This window comes from Pseudomonas sp. EpS/L25 (assembly GCF_001512295.1).
Taxonomy (GTDB): Bacteria; Pseudomonadota; Gammaproteobacteria; order Pseudomonadales; family Pseudomonadaceae; genus Chryseomonas.
The window spans coordinates 222,495-240,559 of record NZ_LNUP01000014.1; the positions used below are offsets into that span (position 1 = coordinate 222,495).

Below are 18,065 nucleotides of genomic sequence, written 5' to 3' on the forward strand. Positions count from 1 at the left end.
CTTGTTCACCCACCACACTCCAGTGCCTGCCCGTCGAAGCCATCACCGGCTTTCCGGCGTGACTCCAGCATTAGCGGCCGTACCTGGGGAATCTTTATCGCGCCCCCGACCACTCATCGCCCCTGCGGTCGCACTTAGGGTCCGCCCCGGCGGTCAAGAAGGACAGGTGTTGGCCTGCGTTGAAAAAGCCGCGAGCTCGCCCCATGTTGGCCTCACATCCAAGCCCAAGGTACGCCAATGAGCGATCAGGATAATCAAGCGGACATTCTCAGCGAGGAAGCGGGCCAGACCGGCCTCGTCCTGCCCGGCCAGAATCTCCCCGACAAGCTCTACATCATCCCTATCCACAACCGCCCCTTCTTCCCGGCCCAGGTGCTGCCCGTCATCGTCAATGAAGAGCCCTGGGCGGAAACCCTGGAACTGGTGGCCAAGACCGACCACCACAGCCTCGCCCTGTTCTATATGGAGCAGCAACCCGAGGGCAGCGAAGGCTTCGATCCCGACCAGTTGCCGCAGCATGGCACCCTGGTGCGCATCCATCACGCCAGTCGCCAGGACGGCAAGCTGCAATTCGTCGCCCAGGGCCTGTCGCGGGTGCGCATCCGCGGCTGGCTCCGGCGCCAGCGGCCACCCTACCTGGTGGAAGTCGAACACCTGCGTCCCAGCCCCGATCCCAGTGACGAGGTTAAGGCCTACGGCATGGCGCTGATCAACGCCATCAAGGAGCTCTTGCCGCTCAATCCGCTCTACAGCGAAGAACTGAAGAACTACCTCAACCGCTTCAGCCCCAACGATCCTTCACCGCTGACCGACTTCGCCGCCGCCCTCACCACCGCCCCGGGCGCCGAATTGCAGCAGGTGCTCGATACCGTGCCCATGTTGCAGCGCATGGAGAAAGTCCTGCCGCTGCTGCGCAAGGAAGTGGAAGTCGCGCGCCTGCAGAAAGAGCTTTCCGCCGAGGTCAACCGCAAGATCAACGAGCGTCAGCGCGAATTCTTCCTCAAGGAACAGCTCAAGCTGATCCAGCAGGAACTGGGCATTACCAAGGACGACCGCAGCAGCGACATCGAAAGTTTCCGCCAGCGCCTCGACGGCAAGGTCCTGCCCGAGGCTGCGCAGAAGCGCATCGACGACGAGCTGAACAAGCTGTCCGTCCTGGAAACCGGCTCACCGGAATACGCCGTCACCCGCAACTACCTGGACTGGGCCACCGACCTGCCCTGGGGCGTCCACGGCCAGGACAAGCTCGATCTCAAGCATGCCCGCAAGGTGCTCGACCGCCACCACGCCGGCCTCGACGACATCAAGAACCGCATCCTCGAATTTCTCGCCGTGGGCGCCTTCAAGGGCGAGGTGGCCGGCTCCATCGTGCTGCTGGTGGGTCCGCCCGGCGTTGGCAAGACCAGCATCGGCAAGTCCATCGCCGAATCCCTCGGCCGTCCCTTCTATCGTTTCAGCGTCGGCGGCATGAGAGACGAAGCCGAGATCAAGGGCCACCGCCGTACCTATATCGGCGCCATGCCCGGCAAGCTGGTCCAGGCCCTGCGCGACGTCAAGGTGATGAACCCGGTCATCATGCTCGACGAGATCGACAAGATGGGCCAGAGCTACCAGGGCGATCCGGCCTCGGCGCTGCTGGAAACCCTGGACCCGGAACAGAACGTCGACTTCCTCGATCACTACCTCGACCTGCGCCTGGACCTGTCCAAGGTGCTCTTCGTCTGCACCGCCAACACCCTGGACTCCATCCCCGGTCCCCTGCTCGATCGCATGGAGACCATTCGCCTCTCCGGCTACATCGCCGAAGAGAAGCAGGCCATCGCCAAGCGCCACCTCTGGCCCAAGCAGTTGGACAAGGCCGGCGTCCCCAAGGATCGCCTGACCCTCACCGACAGCGCGCTCAAGGCCCTGGTGGAGGGCTATGCCCGCGAGGCTGGCGTGCGCCAGCTGGAGAAGCAACTGGGCAAACTGGTGCGCAAGGCGGTGGTCAGGCTCATCGAAAATCCCGAGCTGAAGATCAAGATCGGCGCCTCGGATCTCGAGGACTACCTGGGCATGCCCAGCTTCCGCAAGGAACAGCTGCTCTCCGGTGTCGGCGTCATCACCGGCCTTGCCTGGACCAGCATGGGCGGCGCCACCCTACCCATCGAGGCGACCCGCATCCATACGCTGAATCGCGGCTTCAAGCTCACCGGCAAGCTGGGCGACGTCATGAAGGAATCCGCCGAGATCGCCTACAGCTACATCACTGCCCACCTGAAGGCATTCAAGGGCGATCCCAATTTCTTCGACCAAGCCCTCGTCCACCTGCACGTCCCCGAGGGCGCCACGCCCAAGGATGGCCCCAGCGCGGGTATCACCATGGCTTCCGCCCTGCTGTCGTTGGCGCGCAATCAGGCCCCGAAGAAGAACGTCGCCATGACCGGTGAACTAACCCTGACCGGTCAGGTACTGCCCATCGGTGGGGTGCGGGAAAAGGTCATCGCCGCGCGGCGCCAGAAGATCAACGAACTGATTCTGCCGGAGCCGAACCGGGGTGATTTCGAAGAACTGCCCGCCTATCTCAAGGAGGGGCTGACCGTCCACTTCGCCCGCCGCTTCGCCGACGTGGCCAAGGTGCTCTTCTGATCCGACCGCCTGTCCTCTTGGGGTATGCTCTGCGTTTTGCCGTCATACCCCGGAGGTTTCCATGTCCCCGCGCCTTCTGTTCTGGAGCAGTCTGCTGCTGGCCGGTTGCAGCAGTACCCCGCCGAGCGGCAACCTCATCCTCGGCGATGACGGCGACTGCACGCCCCTGATCATGCGCAGCGGCCAGGAACTGACGCTGACCCTGCCCAGCGATCCCACCAGCGGTTATCGCTGGACCATCCTCCAGCGCAGCGACAACCTCAAGCAACTCGGTCCGGAAGTCTTCCGCGAACAGCGCCAGGACCAGGGCGGCATCGGCAGCGCCGGGCAATCACTCTGGCGCTTCCGCGCCCAGGGCGGCGGCACTGCCCATCTCGAACTCGAGGCCCGCCAACCCTGGGACGCCCAGGCAGCGCCCCAGGCCCGCTTCGACTGCCGCATCGAAATCCGCTAAAGCAAAGCCAAGTCCCGCAACACCTGCCGGGGGTACAATGCCCCCTTTCGATTTTCCAGGTACCGCCCATGAGCGAAGCCGACCGCCTGTTCGCGTCGCCGCAGCCTCCTGCCGACTTCACCTTCAACGAAGACGTGGTGCGCGTCTTTCCCGACATGATCAAGAGATCCGTGCCGGGCTATCCCACCATCGTCGAGAACCTCGGCGTCATCGCCGCGCGCTTCGCCCAGCCCAACAGCCGCCTCTATGATCTCGGCTGCTCGCTGGGAGCGGTCACCCAGGCCCTGCGCCGCCATGTCCGCGCCGAGGGCGCCCGGGTGGTCGCCATCGACAACTCTGCGGCCATGGTCACCCGCTGCCGGGAATACCTCAGCGCCCAGGATTCCATGCACGAGGAATTGCTCCCGGTAGAGGTGGTGGAGGCCGACATCCTCGAGGCGCCCCTCGCACCGGCCTCGGTGATCGCCCTCAACTTCACCTTGCAGTTCATCGCTCCGGAACAGCGCCCGGGCCTGCTGAGCCGCCTGCGGGCCAACCTGCTACCGGGTGGCGCCCTACTGCTGTCCGAGAAGATCCGCTTCCCGGATGACCAGACTCAGCGGTTGCTCAACGGCCTGCACCTGGATTTCAAGCGCGCCAATGGCTATAGCGAACTGGAAATCGCCCAGAAGCGCACTGCCCTGGAAAACGTCATGCTCACCGACACCCTGGACGAACACCGCGCACGCCTGCAGGCCGCCGGTTTCACCACCGTCGTACCCTGGTTCCAGTGCCTCAACTTCACCTCCCTGATCGCTCTGCCATGACCCAGCCCCCTTACCTCGCAGACCTGCAACAGGCGCTGGCGGATACCCCGCTGGCCACCTGGTCCCAGGCGCTCGATACCGTTCTCGCCGACAGGTACGTACGCGGCCATGGCGATCTGCAGCGCTGGCAAGCCGGCGTCGACGCCCTGCCCGAGATCAAGGTGGAAGGCATCGAGCTGCGCGAGACCCTGCGCCTTGCCGGCTCTCCTTCAGCGGCGCAGCACCAGGCCTTGCGCGAGGCACTGCTACAACTGCGCCCGTGGCGCAAAGGCCCCTTCCAGCTGTTCGATCTCCATCTGGATACCGAATGGCGCTCCGACTGGAAATGGGATCGGGTCGCCCCCCATCTGGATCTGCAGGGCAAGCGCGTCCTGGATGTCGGCAGCGGCAACGGCTACTACCAGTGGCGCATGCTCGGTGCTGGAGCCGCCCTGGTCCTGGGCGTAGATCCTAACTGGCTGTTCCACTGCCAGTTCCAGGCCCTGCGGCGCTATCTGCCCGACTTGCCCACCTGGCATCTGCCACTGACCCTGGAAGAACTGCCCGCACTGGATGGCGGCTTCGATACCGTCTTCTCCATGGGCGTGCTCTACCATCGGCGCTCGCCCATCGACCACCTGCTGGACCTGAGGAACTGCCTCGACAGCGGCGGTGAGCTGGTCCTGGAAACCCTGGTCGTCGAGGGCGATGCCACCACCGTCCTGGTCCCCGAAGACCGCTATGCCCAGATGCGTAATGTCTGGTTCCTGCCTTCCACCGCCGCCCTCGAACTCTGGCTCCGCCGCGCGGGCTATGAGGACATCCGCCTGGTCGACCTCACCCTTACCACGGTGGACGAACAACGCTCCACCGAATGGATGGGCTTCCAGTCGCTGCCGGATTTTCTCCATCCAGAGGATCCCAGCCGCACCATCGAAGGCCTTCCCGCCCCCCTGCGCGCCACCCTGATCGCCCGCAAACCCTGAACGCAAAAAGCCCGGCACATGCCGGGCTTTTTCCTGCTCGCGTGACGCCGCCTGAGGTGCTGCGGTAGGTTGGGCTGAGCCTGACGAAGCCCAACATCCGGAAGCCAACCTTGCCTCCCTCACCGCCCTACCGCCGTTCGCTTGATCCCTGCAGCGGAGCTGATTGTTGGGCTTCGCTGCGCTCAGCGCTAACCTACGATGATTCTGTGGCGCGCATCCAACACAACAGCCCGGCGCAGCCGGGCTGTTGTGGCTCTTACAGGCTCAAGACAGCACCTATCTGGCAGGCGCTACTCCACTGTCTCCGCAGCGCCCTTTGGTCCCCTCTCCCCCGGGAGAGGGCTAGGGTGAGGGCAATCCCAGCTACGCCGCGTCAGGCTTCCACTAGCCAATTAGCTGCTTCCAGCGCCCTGGTTCCTGGCCAAACTTTTCCCACCCCAAAGACAACACCCCCGCCAGAGTGAACTGAGCGGGGGTGCTGGGTATTAGGCGCTTGACGATGACCTACTCTCACATGGGGAAACCCCACACTACCATCGGCGATGCATCGTTTCACTTCTGAGATGTTCGGCTGGCTGAAGGAGAGTCGCAGGATCGGCACTCGCTACGACAAGCTGGCAAAAAGTTTCGCGGCGATGGTCACGCTCGCTTGCACGCTGCGCTGTCTGCGCCAGTATTTTTCGTACAGAGCCTAGGTCTTGGACCGTGCACCCTGGCATGCATTTTAGAATTTGAATCATGCTCGAACGCCCAAGATTTCAAACCTTACAGTATCGCCCGGTGCAAGAAGAGTAGGAGGTTCGCTGAGGTGGTCAAAGAACGACAACTCAGTAGTTCCTATAAGATTCCACCCACTGGGCAGAGTGGCAGCAGTAACGCCTGTTTGACTCCCGCCAATCGCGACGCTGCCCTTGGCGACACTCGCCCTTGGCTCAGCGCGACGAGGAACATGCAACTGGTGGTCTAATCCCCCCAGATAGGCAAATCCGGGATGTGCGCCTAGGCAAAACACTGTGTAATCAACCATTGCGTGATGCTTCACGAACTGGTCAACACTCAGTCCCGCATATTGTGCTGCTTGAACAAGATCTACTCCCCCGTCGCCACCGTAGTGGACTCCGATGGTAATGATTGAGGTCTCACGTGCCTCTCTCTGCTCAAGGCATTGCTCCCAGACGTCTGGCAGCAACGGAAGGACATTTTCCCTTCCGAGCAATGAGTCAAAAACCAGAAGCAAATTGTTCATGCCTGGCACCGTTTCTACCAAACCTGGGAGGGAGTGACATGCTGAATCTAGTGCCCAGTAAACCCTCTGCACCTCGATGGATGCCTGGCCTTGTTGAGACTCGATCAAAATCCCCCGGGTACCCGTGCGGTGATATTTTGGAGCTTTCATTCTGCCTCGCTGTGAGTGCTAGATTTGAGCTTAGCTGTCTAATTGTCTGCCTAACCGCTCATGCTTTTAAACGATTTTTTCTAATAGCAAATCTGTAGTTAATTTCATGAGTCAACCTGTCTGATCCTCAATCATGCGCCCCAGTAACGTGAAGCGCATGAGGCATTTCCATCAAAGAATAGGGATCATGTACTGCACTATCAGACGGTTCTCATCAAGGTCATTACCAAACGTTGAACGCACCGTCGCGTTCCGCCAGCGAAGCGAAAGATTCTTGAGTGGGCCGCTTTGAAAGGCGTAAGTGATGTCGGTATCTCGTTCCCATTCTTCGCCCGAACTGCCATTGCTCAGGCGAACATCGTCACCCTTAACGTAGCGAGTCATCAAAGCAAGTCCAGGCAAGCTGATGGAGGCTAGATCGATATCATATCGAGCCTGCCAAGACCTCTCGTTTATATTCGCAAAATCGTTGATTTGGATGAAGTTCACGAGATAAGGGTCGGAGTTTGAGACATAAGGGTAAGGATCATTGCCATGCATCTTTTGATAGCCTACACCAAACGACTGAGCGCCTACCTTATAGGTGAACATTCCCCCTAGCGCCTTGTTGTCTACGTCACGATAGCTGCCGTCTTCCTGACTTTTTGCAAAGCGTAAGTCCACCTTGATAGAGCTAGAGTTACCCAAAGGTAGAGCAGTGCTCATGTTGGCTACGTATTGTTGGTAGACATCTTCAAGTTTTCCGTAATGCAGTCCGACGCTAGTTAGCTTATTTAGCTCATAATCTCCGCCGTAGAATACGTAAGCGCCCCCTTCACCCCCGAGACGGTTGGCTACCATCTTGTCCCAATGCCCTGATTGACTCGCCATTGCATCGGTGATTTTTGCACCCTGTAGAGTAAGCCCCTTGATTTCTTTTGACTCAAGCATCGCTCCGCGAAACATTTGTGGGAGCAAGCGACCATCTGGAGATAGCAGCATCTGATTTCGGAATATTAGGGTGCCTACCTTTAAATTGGTTTGAGATGCCTTGGCCTTTGCCGTGAGCCCAAGTTTCGAATACTCGTCCTGCGACTGCCCATCACCCCCGGTAGGGAAAAGAGCTGTACCTGCGCGATCACGGCTGGAATCGAGCTTCAGACCAAGCATGCCGATTGCGTCGACCCCGAGTCCCACGACACCCTCGGTATAGCCAGATTCCGCTCTGAGCATGAACCCTTGACCCCACTCCTCAGCCTTGCTTTGGCCGCTAGCTGAGCTTCCCCCTGGCTGACGAAAGTCTCGATTGAAATACAGGTTGCGAAGTTCAAGATTAGCTTTGCTATCGCTAATGAAATCCGCATTAGCAAAATCGGGAGCTGTTATCCATCCTGCTGAACAAGCTGAAATCGTCAAGGCCAAGCGCCTGAAATTGAACATTCGCATGAACTGTTAACCTTAAAACTGATTATTGAGGGCAGTTTTATGCATGCTTTATTTTTTAGGCCGTACGCTGCCAACCCACGGCTTTGCCGTGGGTTTCGAAAGATCATTTAAGAGCTGATATGCTCGAGCGACTGTTTGCGCGTTTCTTTCCCCACAAATGCAATAATCAAAGCGAAGGTCAAAAGCACTACACCCACAATACCGATTACCAGTTTTATACCACCTGCCGCGAATATGGCTGGAATGGCAAAAGGAATCATGGTTGCGACCAGCCTGGCGACGGCGCTACAGGTTCCCGTGCCACGCATACGCAGTCGAGTTGGGAATAACTCAGAAAGGTAGATAGCTTGCCCCACCACCACAACTGTGTAGATCGATGAGATAAGTAAGAATCCGACGCCGATCAAGGTGTTTTCATCAGTCAATGAAACATAGATGGCGGCAAGAACAGCAGCGCAAATAGCGGCACAGACAAGTATTGGCTTACGACCGACGCGGTCTACCAGAAGCAGAGCAATGATGCCACCTACCGGTCCGCCAAAGCTCATAATGGTATTCCACTGCAGCGATTTTACGATCCCAAGTCCTTGCTGGACAAAGAAAGAAGGCAGCCAGCTGACGAGACCATAGAGGCAGATTTGGATAGTGATCATGATGGAGATACCGACAACCATCTTCGAGCGCTGACCCCTCTGAAAGAGATCTCCGATAGTCGCAGTTTCAACCGCTACCGTTGGCCCGGTTGAGTGCGAGTGGGCCATCGGCGCAATGTTCATCGATTTTTCTACCGATGAGACAATCGCATCCGCTTCGTCGAATCGGCCCTTCGATGCAAGCCAACGTGGGGACTCCGGCATAGATTTCCGTAGTCCCCAAATAATCAGCGCTGCTACGCCCGCTATACCAAACATCCATCGCCACCCCAGATTCGGTATGACCCAAAGGGCGCAAACGCCGGCTACGAAGAGTGCCGACTGAGCAATGAAGGACAAGAACGCTACGAGCTGGCCGCGCTTCTCTGGCGGTACAAACTCGCTCAGTGTCGCGAACCCGAGGACCAGTTCACCACCAAGGCCGATACCCATCAGGAACCGTAGGCCGATCAAGACGTACATGTTTGGCGAAAATGCTGCGGCTAAGGATGCGAGTCCAAAAATTGCAAGATTGATCTGATAGCAGTAGCGCCGTCCGATTCGATCCCCGAGGATTCCGGACGTCCATGCACCGATTATGAATCCCATAAAGGTGGCTGAGATAAACCAGGCGTTCAGCTGCGTAGTGCTCCACTGCTCCGCTAAAAGCGCCCCGAGAACGCTTCCCGCCAAAGCGAGCTCAAAGGAGTCGAGAAATAGCCCTGCGCCGATCATGAAAATCAGCCGGTAATGGAAACGTCCGACAGGGAGTCGATCAAGCCTACTGGCAATGCTTAGCTCGGAATGCTTCATGCGCTTACTCGTCAAGGAGTGTACGGGCTTCGCTGAGAGATAGCCCAATTACGGCAGAGTATTCAGAAGGTCGAATCAGCTGAGCTGACCGAATTCACACGGTCACCAGTAGCAATATTCGAAGACGATGGTGGTGCATATGATTGCCCATCCAGTAGTTGTTGTGTTGCGATGGTACGACGGCGGACTGCTGCGTTTTAGCGATATTAAGTGATGTCTTATGTTCATTTTTTTTCATGAAAACGGGACGCCTCTGCGGCCCACGGCCTATCTGCGCGGCGCGTAGCCTACTGACACAACAAGAAAACTATTCGCTAACTAAATGATTTATAAGGGTTTTTACCTATAACTTCGTGGTCTCTAACGTGTGTGGGGTATTTCGGCACCGCGCGCATTCTCCCGATGAGATCGCCTATGGCACGGCGTCAGGTGACAAGCGAGGAAAAAGGAAATCGCTATTGAAAATGTGTCATAGTCATTTTATAAATATATTACCTCTCCAATACCCCGCTTTTTCTCATGAGGTCAGTGAGTGATTACATTCAAGCAGCTGGAGGCTATTTACTGGATCGTCGAGCTTGGCAGCTTCGAGTCAGCCTCAGCCAAACTGAACATGTCCCAGTCCGCGATTTCCAAGCGAATCCAGGAAATGGAAGAGGCCTTTGACACCCCGATATTCGACCGAACGAAACGCAGTGCTCGCCTTACTGAAAAGGGAACTGAGCTCTTCGAGTATGCGTCGGACATGCTCAAGCAGCGGGACTATCTTCTTGAACGCATTAGCTCCAAGGAGGTTTTGGTCAGACGTTTCCGGCTCGGGGTGACAGAGTTAACTGCTTTGACATGGCTGCCAGCGCTTATTGAGAGCATCCGGCATGCCTATCCCATGGTCGTACTGGAGCCGTCCGTCGAGCTCAGTTCCGAGTTGTTCAAGAAGCTCGAAGCTGATCAGCTGGATCTGATCATCATTCCGGATGTGTTCGATGATGCGAGATTTGTGGCAACGCCGCTGAAGACGGTGGAAAACGCCTGGATGAGTGCCCCGCACCTCTTTCACCGTCCGGGCCCCGTCGATCTGCAAGAGTTAGCGTCCTTTACGGTACTAACGCAAGGTGGCAGCTCGGGTACAGGCCTTGTCTATGACCGATGGTTTGCCCAGCACGATGTACGTTTCAATCGAACCATCATTAGTAACTATTTGGTCGCGCAAGTTGGCCTAACGTTGTCAGGGCTTGGCATCAGTTACCTGCCCAAAGAATGCCTATCTCCGCTGCTTGATCAGGGCCTCCTGAGAGTGATCGAAACTCGGCCCAGGCTCCCACATGTCCGCTATGCGGCGCTTCATCGGGCTGATCGGTTGTTAGGACTAAGTGTCGAGGTCGCGCGGCTCGCGGTGCAAGCGTGTGATTTCGGCACAATGCTTCTCCAAGGGCGTCACTACGCGGCATGAAGGATATGCTGGGTGGTGCACTGTCATTGATAGACCTAACGCTGCCAACTAGAGCGGCCTTGGCTGCAAACAGGGATGTAAGCGGAAAACCATCGATAAAAGTGGACTATTCTGATTCGTAAATATCGCTAAAAGTATCGGTTTAGCTTCCATAAGATTGGGGTCAGCCAGAGGGCTCCCACCTTACCGGAGGTTTGTTATGTCATTGCCAGGTATTCGTATCCTTCCATCTCCCGCGCTCGCCTCATCGGAGTTGATCGAAGCTTTCCGCACCGTCGTCACTCCTCACATCAGCGACAACTTGGGTCGGCACATCGGTGCCCGCGGGCTCAATCGATATAACCGCACCGGGAAGCTGGTTGGTACCGCACTGACGGTCAAGACTCGGCCCGGCGACAACCTTTACGTCTACAAAGCACTCACCATGCTTGAGCCCGGACACGTATTGGTAATCGACGCACAAGGCGACGAAATCAACGCGGTGATCGGTGAACTCATCAAGCTGTATGCGGAGCAGCGAGGCTGCGTTGGCTTTATCGTTGACGGCGCGATTCGTGATGTTGCTGCTTTTGAGAATACCCCCCTCTACGCACGCAACGTTGTTCACTGCGGCCCTTACAAGAGCGGTCCAGGGGAAATCAATGTCCCCGTGTCTGTCGGCGGGATGATCATCAACCCGGGCGACATGATCGTCGGAGACGAAGACGGTTTTGTTGCGTTTTCGCAAGCCGATGCACCTGAAGTGCTGCGAAAAGCGAAGCAGCACGAAGCGCACGAAGAAGAAGTGAAAGCTGAGATCGCCACTGGTGAGGTTTATCAGTCATGGCTTGATAAAGTTCTGAAAAACAACGGTTTGGCTGGATAAGGGGCAAGACCATGAGTCAACAGTTTTTGTCAGAACGCGTACTAGGTATTGCACCGTCTCCAAGCATTGAAGCTAACGCGCTGGTAAGCAAGCTTCGGGCTGAAGGAAAGGACATTGTTAACTTCACTATCGGTGAGCCTGACCTCGATACCCCCTCGCATATCTTGAAGGCTGCACAATATGCGATGGAAAATGGCGAAACTCATTACACGAGTACCACCGGTACGTTGGCTCTGCGTGAGGCAATCGTCCAAAAGCTTCAACGCGACAATGGCGTTTCGTACGGCCTTGATGAGGTTGTTGCGGGTTGTGGTGGTAAGCACATTATCTACCATGCTCTCGCCGCAACGTTAAATCGCCACGATGAAGTTATTGTCCATACCCCATATTGGGTCTCGTATCCTGATATCGCCAAGTTGAATGACGCCACGCCAGTGATCATTCCCGGAAATGAGTCAAACGGCTTCAAACTGCAACCAGCGGAGCTTGATGCAGCGATCACTGCAAAAACTAAGTGGGTGATCCTCAATACCCCGAACAACCCCAGCGGCGCCGTGTACAGCAAGACGGATTTGGAAGGCTTAGCGCAGGTGCTGAGAAAACACCCGCACGTGCTAATCATGTCCGACGAGATATATGAGCATTTCGTGTATGGGGATGCGGTACACATTTCCTTCGTCAACGTTGCGCCAGATCTCAAGGAGCGGACGCTAATCCTCAACGGAGCTTCTAAAGGCTACGCGATGACCGGCTGGCGCTTGGGCTTTGGTGCCGGCCCGAAATTCCTGATTGCTGCGATCGGTAAACTCTTATCGCAAACGACTACTTGCCCTAGCTCTGTCAGCCAGGCAGCAGCCGTCGCCGCATTTGCTGGGGACCAGTCCCCCATCCAATCAATGCGCGAAATCTACACGGCGCGCCGAGCACGCATGGTTGAGATGCTGAGCCCTGTTGGAGGCCTAACCTTCACATTGCCAGACGGTGCGTTTTACATCTATGCCAATGTCTCTGGCCTGATGGGAAAGAAAACGCCGGCAGGACAGAGCCTGCGGTCAGATACAGAGCTGGTCAAATTTCTCCTCGAGGAAGGCGGAGTCGCCACTGTGGCTGGAGCAGCATACGGGCTTTCACCCTATGTCCGGCTGAGCTTTGCTAGCTCGATGGAAGTTATCGAAGAAGGCTGTAAGCGGTTCCGGTCGGCCTGCGAAAAACTTTCGTGACGATCTACCATCCATTCGCGCCTTTCGAGGCGCGCATGACCAGTTTATTTTGTTAAAGGGCGCATTGCCATGAATAAGCCACGCATACCGCTAGTTGTTCAAATAATGTTGGGGCTGGCTGCTGGTATCATAGCTGGTGCAATCCTTCATCAGTTTCCAGAATCGCGACCGTGGATGATTAGCAACATTCTACAGCCGGCGGGCGATATTTTCATTCGTCTAATGAAAATGATTGTAGTTCCCATCGTATTTGCCTGTATGGTTGTGGGTATTGCAGGTAATGGGGATGGGAAATCTTTAGGTCGCGTTGGTGCTAAAACCCTGTGCTATTTCTTTGCCGTTACCACGACTGCCATCATTGTAGGTTTAGTCATTGGTAATGTACTGGAGCCAGGTACAGGAACGGACATGGCCAGCCTCAAAGCAGCTGATGTCAACGTTGCAGCGACAGGCACTGCCAACCACAGCTTTGCACAGATTATTGTCAATATTATTCCTGACAACATTGTCGATGCCATGGCGAAGGGTAATCTACTCCCAGTACTCATTTTTGCGGTGATGTTCGGACTTGGCTTGTCAAAGCTTCCAACAGAAAGGAAGCAGCCGCTGATCGATAGCCTCCGCGGAGTTTCTGAGGCGATGTTCAAGGTCACGTCGATGATCATGGCGTACTCGCCAATTGGCGTTTTCGGCATGATCGCGGTGACAGTCTCGAACTTCGGTTTTGCATCACTCCTTCCATTGGTAAAGCTCATCCTGGTGAGTTACGCCGCGATCATATTCTTCGCTTTTGCCGTCCTGGGCTCCATTGCAAAGTTTGCAGGTATTGATTTCATCGGCTTGATAAAGCATCTGAAGGACGAGCTTATCCTGGCATTTTCCAGTGCAAGTTCCGCTGCAGTCATGCCCCAGCTCATGGCCAAGCTGGAGACCTTTGGAGCACCGCGTTCCTTGGTGAGCTTCGTTGTCCCTATTGGCTACTCTTTCAATCTGGATGGAGCGTCGCTTTTCCTGGGCATAGGCACGTTGTTCGTCGCTCAGCTCTATGGGATCGACCTTAGCCTCTCCACTCAAGCCCTCCTAGTCGTCACGATGGTCCTGACCTCGAAAGGAGCAGCCGGGGTACCGGGATTTATGTTTGTCATTTTGTCCGCAACGTTGGCCAGCGCAGGTTTGCCACTGGAGGGTATCGCCTTCATCGCCGGGGTTTACCGTTTGATGGACATGCCAACTACCGCTCTCAATGTGCTTGGTAATGCCCTCGCCCCCTTAGTGATTGCTAAGTGCGAGGAGAGAAGAGAGACACGAGCCGATGCACGCAACTGCTCGGCTGGACACGCGCAGAACGAATCGGCTTGAGAGCGCTGTTTATTTCTACGGCACGTCAAGGGACAAGAAGATCTGTAACGAGAGGTGCGGCGAGATGGTACGTACAGGTGAAGCAATAAACGTTTGCAGACTTGATTTGTGGATTGATCCCATCTTCGACGAAGTGATCCAACAGGAGCTGCGGGTAAAGGTGAGTGAACTTCCAGCAAGAGAGTTCGATGACATCACCGCCATGGGTTTATCTAAAGCCCACGCCTACCATGTCTCTGCCGCCAAGGATGAACTCCCACGCCAATGGTGGGTAACGGCGCAGTTGCTGGCGCAGTGCTCGCAGCTCCTCTGCGTATCTTCAGGCGGTGCAGGCTTCGATACCGTTGACGTTGAAGCGTGCACCAAAGCTGGGGTGGCAGTAGTGAATCAAGAGGGGGCAAATGCAGCCTCTGTGGCTGAGCTGTAGTGGTCTACTCACCCCGGACACCTTTTTAGGCGAAGATGTCGCCATACAGAGGTGTTCGATGGACAGACAACGACGAACTTTTACCCCCGAATTCAAACGTGAAGCCGCCAGCCTGGTGCTCGACCAAGGCTACAGCCACATCGAGGCAGCGCGGTCGCTCGGGTTAGTTGAATCAGCATTGCGCCGGTGGGTCAGCCAGCTCCAGCAGGAGCGTGGCGGCGTCACCCCGACCAGCAAGGCGTTGACACCTGAGCAGCAAAAAATCCAAGAACTGGAAGCTCGGATCAATCGGCTGGAACGGGAAAAATCTATCTTAAAAAAGGCTACCGCGCTCTTGATGGCCGAGGAACACGAGCGCTCGCGTTAGTTGATCAACTCCGCTCAGAAGAGCCGGTTGATCTATTGTGCTCGGTCTTTGAAGTCACTCGATCTTGCTACTACGCGTACTGCCGAAAACGTCGGTATCCGGATGCCGAGCGGGTGTTTTTGCGCAGCCGCGTGAACGAGCTGTTTACGCAAAGCCGAAGCGCTGCGGGCAGCCGGAGCATCATGCTGATGATGAAAGAGGATGGCATGCAGATCGGGCGATTCAAGGTACGTAAGTTGATGCGCGAGATGAACTTGGTCAGCAAACAGCCGGGCTCCCATGCCTACAAAAAGGCGACCGTGGAGCGGCCTGATATCCCGAACGTGCTTGATCGTGAGTTCAACATTACATCCCCGAACGAGGTCTGGTGCGGTGACATTACGTACGTCTGGGCTGAAGGCCAATGGCACTACCTGGCGGCTGTCATCGACCTTTGTGCCCGCCGTGTTGTAGGTTGGGCGTTCTCAGCCAAGCCTGATGCCGACCTGGTGATCAAGGCATTGGATATGGCCTATGAGCAGCGTGGTCGGCCTCAGAATGTGCTGTTTCACAGCGACCAAGGCAGCCAATACGGCAGCCGGAGTTTCCGCCAGAGACTATGGCGATACCGCTTCACACAGAGCATGAGTCGTCGCGGCAACTGTCATGATAATGCGCCGATGGAGCGACTATTTCGCAGCCTAAAAAGTGAATGGATACCGACGGTGGGGTACATGAGCGCTGCGCTAGCGCAACAGGATATCGGCCGGTTCCTGATGGAGCGATACAACTGGCGGCGACCGCATCAGTTCAACGAAGGGCTAGCGCCTGCGGTCGCTGAGGAAAGACTCAATTCAGTGTCCGGGATCAGTAGACCACTACACTGCTCTGCCGCCCACAGCACGTCCTTGCCCTGGACCTGGATAACGCTCAGCCGGCCAAGGTCGACGCCAGCCTGCAGCCACGCATGTGGATAGAGCAGGTAGGGGGGAGCGATCAGCACCACGCGCTCGCCGGCGGCGGTGAGTCGCGCCAGTGTCGGCCATACGAGGGTCAGCTCACCCAGGCCCGGCCGAGCGCTTAAGATTTCAGTCAGGGCGGCATCAGGCCAACCGCCGAGGGGTAGCTGGGCGTCGAGCGCCGAGTGCCCGGTTGGCTGGGTGCTGGCGTCGTCGATGTGGGGACTCTGCCCACGCCACACGCGCCGACTATCGAGCAGGGAGTCGAGCGCAACGACATTGGTGGCCGCGTTATCCATGCCGCACCCCCGTCGGCGCCGACGGCGAGCTGCCTCGTTCAGTGAGCAGCACCTGCAGCTGCGCGCGTACCTTGAAGAGGTCAGCGTGCAGGACGGAGTTCATCGACTCCAGCCGCAGGATATGACGCTGGGCACGCGAGAGCGGGTCGTCACGGTCGTCGGGAATGAGCCGGTCACCCCGGGGCACGTGGCGCTGGTTTTCCTCCTGTACGAACTGGACGTAGCGCAGTCGGTGGCGCTGTACCTCCGCCGTCAGGGCATCCCGCTCAGCGACCAGAATGCGATTGGCGCGCTGGGCTTGCCCGAGGCACTGACGCACCTGGTCCAGTTCTTCAGTCAGCAGATCAACGAGGTTGCGGCAGTACGTCAGCTCTGTGGGACGGAACAGGGACTGCTGCTGTAAAGCTATCCTGCTCATCACCAAGCATGTCCATAACGGCCCACCTGCTCAATCCCTGAAGCCATGACCTTCTGGTACTCGACAGAACGACCGGGACAACCGTGGCAGGGACGAGGGATGGCGTGCGAAATGGACATGGGGTAAACCTCCTTTCAGGATACTGTATGGATAGACAGTAATAAGCGAAAGGGTTCCCAGCAAGCTTGACACCGACGAACGGTAGAAGCGAAACGGCGTCCTAGCGGCGCTACCTGGCTCCGCTTGATTCCGCACCTACAGAAAACCGGTTGAGGTTGAGACCTAACGGGCATCGAATTCAGACACCCTTAGATCCTACAGGCTGCAGTTCCTAGAGTAGCGGCCTGAAAGAAGACTCCTCACACCGACGTGACTTGAGATTGCAAACCAAGTGGTGGCGGCCATCAATCCCCAAACGCACGCATAGTCAGTGATCTAGAGCGCGCGACAGGTCAAGGAGGCCTTTGCTTCGGCACACGCCATCAACCACTTAGTCAGGTTTTCACAACGCCTATCGATTATGTTTAAACGGTCTACCACTTAATTATCGCAATTTATATTTCATGCTGCGCACCTCAGGATCTTTGCATCAAAGCCTTGAGCTAGACACGAACGAACGTCATGGCCGAAGTATGCCGATTGAAATTTGCCAGACTACTTCCACAAAGAGCGGATAGGTATTGAAACGCGTCCTGCTCAAGATGCAGGGGAAACGATGTTGCCCATGGCCATCAAAAGGCCATAATCTCGTGTACAACACAGGTAGGAGGAAGGCACGTGGCTCGCGCGCAAGCTCAGTTTGAAAGCTTCCATCAGGCAATTCTTTACGGGTATGACCGGAGCGAAGAACTCCGTGACAGACGCGATACGCTGCTTGAAGACCTAAATAAAAACATCAGCGAGGATGCGCCCCCTTTCACTACCTTTAGCCAAGGTAGCTATGCACTGGACACGGGTATCTATCCCTTGGGCGGTAACCCGGACATGGATATAGGTGTGCTTTTCGACTGCTCGCCGAGCGACTATCCTGATCCTCTGGTTCTAAAAAAATACGTTCGCGATGCTCTAGAACGGCACAACCGCGTGGCCTTGATTCGCCGTCCTTGTGTGACTGTCACCTATTACCGGGCCGAGGTTCCCCTCCATCACATAGACCTTGCCGTTTACTGCACGAACGCCATCGGCCAAACGCAGATCGCCTGGTGTAGAGACACCACGCCGACATCTGATAGGGAATGGAAGCCATCCGAAGCTCAAGAGCTGACAGCGACAATCACCAATCGGTTTTCAGGCAAAGATCGCGACCAATTTCGCCGGTGTGTACGGGCGCTCAAGCGCTGGCGAGATGCAAAAATCGGCCATAAAAACACGCCAAGCATGGGCCTGACGGTCGCGGCGTATAACTGGTTCGTACCTCGCTACGACGGCGTCGATGGCAGGTACATAGACCTGTATGCACTGCGGGACCTAGGGTCTGTACGAAAAATGCCTGCGCTCGGTGATGCTTCGTTGAAAAAGGCTTCGGAGTGCTCATTTACCACTCGTAAACTCCGCTTCCTCAGCCTTTTTCGCCTCGCCTAACCTTCGCTCGGCGACTTTTCGT

14 protein-coding genes and 3 pseudogenes are annotated in these 18,065 nt (G+C 56.6%); 13 read left to right on the forward strand and 4 right to left on the reverse strand.

Annotation, left to right across the window (positions count from 1 at the left end; genetic code table 11):
* Positions 1-237: 237 nt before the first annotated feature.
* The 5 genes and pseudogenes from lon to AR540_RS25480 all read left to right on the forward strand — a co-directional run.
* Positions 238-2,628: an endopeptidase La gene (lon, locus tag AR540_RS15955; protein ID WP_059230193.1), complete on the forward strand. Its 2,391-nt coding sequence runs from the start codon at positions 238-240 to the stop codon at positions 2,626-2,628.
* Between the two features lie 61 nt (positions 2,629-2,689).
* Positions 2,690-3,082: a protease inhibitor I42 family protein gene (locus tag AR540_RS15960; RefSeq protein ID WP_059230194.1), complete on the forward strand. Its 393-nt coding sequence runs from the start codon at positions 2,690-2,692 to the stop codon at positions 3,080-3,082.
* Positions 3,083-3,150: 68 nt separating this feature from the next.
* Positions 3,151-3,888, forward strand: coding sequence for a carboxy-S-adenosyl-L-methionine synthase CmoA (cmoA, locus tag AR540_RS15965; RefSeq protein WP_059230195.1), 738 nt, complete (start codon positions 3,151-3,153; stop codon positions 3,886-3,888).
* Complete coding sequence (cmoB, locus tag AR540_RS15970) at positions 3,885-4,853, forward strand: tRNA 5-methoxyuridine(34)/uridine 5-oxyacetic acid(34) synthase CmoB (RefSeq protein ID WP_059230196.1); 969 nt, start codon at positions 3,885-3,887, stop codon at positions 4,851-4,853. The genes cmoA and cmoB overlap by 4 nt, the downstream gene beginning before the upstream one ends.
* Before the next feature lie 563 nt (positions 4,854-5,416).
* Positions 5,417-5,548 (forward strand): annotated as a pseudogene (locus AR540_RS25480) (IS5/IS1182 family transposase); the annotation flags it as partial.
* Between the two features lie 41 nt (positions 5,549-5,589).
* Here AR540_RS25480 and pxpB read toward each other — a convergent pair.
* From pxpB to AR540_RS15980, 3 genes are all read right to left on the reverse strand, one after another.
* The gene (gene pxpB, locus AR540_RS24920; protein WP_082707025.1) at positions 5,590-6,249 is read right to left on the reverse strand and encodes a 5-oxoprolinase subunit PxpB; all 660 of its coding nucleotides are present in this window, start codon (positions 6,247-6,249) and stop codon (positions 5,590-5,592) included.
* Positions 6,250-6,420: 171 nt separating this feature from the next.
* Positions 6,421-7,668, reverse strand: coding sequence for an OprD family porin (locus AR540_RS15975; RefSeq protein ID WP_082707033.1), 1,248 nt, complete (start codon positions 7,666-7,668; stop codon positions 6,421-6,423).
* Between the two features lie 113 nt (positions 7,669-7,781).
* Positions 7,782-9,119 (reverse strand): MFS transporter, encoded by a 1,338-nt coding sequence (locus AR540_RS15980; RefSeq protein ID WP_059230197.1) that lies wholly within the window; start codon positions 9,117-9,119, stop codon positions 7,782-7,784.
* A 532-nt stretch (positions 9,120-9,651) separates the two neighbouring features.
* Here AR540_RS15980 and AR540_RS15985 point away from each other — a divergent pair.
* From AR540_RS15985 to AR540_RS24930, 6 genes and pseudogenes are all read left to right on the forward strand, one after another.
* Positions 9,652-10,569, forward strand: a complete 918-nt coding sequence (locus AR540_RS15985) for a LysR family transcriptional regulator (protein WP_059230198.1) — start codon at positions 9,652-9,654, stop codon at positions 10,567-10,569.
* 199 nt (positions 10,570-10,768) lie between these two features.
* Positions 10,769-11,434: an RraA family protein gene (locus AR540_RS15990; RefSeq protein ID WP_059230199.1), complete on the forward strand. Its 666-nt coding sequence runs from the start codon at positions 10,769-10,771 to the stop codon at positions 11,432-11,434.
* 11 nt (positions 11,435-11,445) lie between these two features.
* Positions 11,446-12,654: a pyridoxal phosphate-dependent aminotransferase gene (locus AR540_RS15995; RefSeq protein WP_059230200.1), complete on the forward strand. Its 1,209-nt coding sequence runs from the start codon at positions 11,446-11,448 to the stop codon at positions 12,652-12,654.
* 69 nt (positions 12,655-12,723) lie between these two features.
* Positions 12,724-14,013 (forward strand): cation:dicarboxylate symporter family transporter, encoded by a 1,290-nt coding sequence (locus AR540_RS16000; protein WP_059230201.1) that lies wholly within the window; start codon positions 12,724-12,726, stop codon positions 14,011-14,013.
* A gap of 64 nt (positions 14,014-14,077) precedes the next feature.
* Positions 14,078-14,440 (forward strand): hypothetical protein, encoded by a 363-nt coding sequence (locus tag AR540_RS24925; RefSeq protein WP_082707026.1) that lies wholly within the window; start codon positions 14,078-14,080, stop codon positions 14,438-14,440.
* Between the two features lie 58 nt (positions 14,441-14,498).
* A pseudogene (locus tag AR540_RS24930) lies at positions 14,499-15,658 on the forward strand (IS3 family transposase); the annotation flags it as partial.
* 8 nt (positions 15,659-15,666) lie between these two features.
* Here the strand turns inward: AR540_RS24930 and AR540_RS26115 are convergent.
* Positions 15,667-16,044 (reverse strand): annotated as a pseudogene (locus tag AR540_RS26115) (translesion DNA synthesis-associated protein ImuA); the annotation flags it as partial.
* Here AR540_RS26115 and AR540_RS25655 point away from each other — a divergent pair.
* Positions 16,043-16,447 carry a hypothetical protein gene (locus tag AR540_RS25655; protein WP_059230202.1) on the forward strand — a complete coding sequence of 135 codons (405 nt, stop codon included), beginning with the start codon at positions 16,043-16,045 and terminating at the stop codon, positions 16,445-16,447. The pseudogene AR540_RS26115 and the gene AR540_RS25655 sit on opposite strands and share 2 nt — an antisense overlap.
* Positions 16,448-17,239: 792 nt before the next feature.
* The gene (locus AR540_RS16020) at positions 17,240-18,043 is read left to right on the forward strand and encodes a nucleotidyltransferase domain-containing protein (protein ID WP_059230203.1); all 804 of its coding nucleotides are present in this window, start codon (positions 17,240-17,242) and stop codon (positions 18,041-18,043) included.
* Positions 18,044-18,065: the final 22 nt, after the last annotated feature.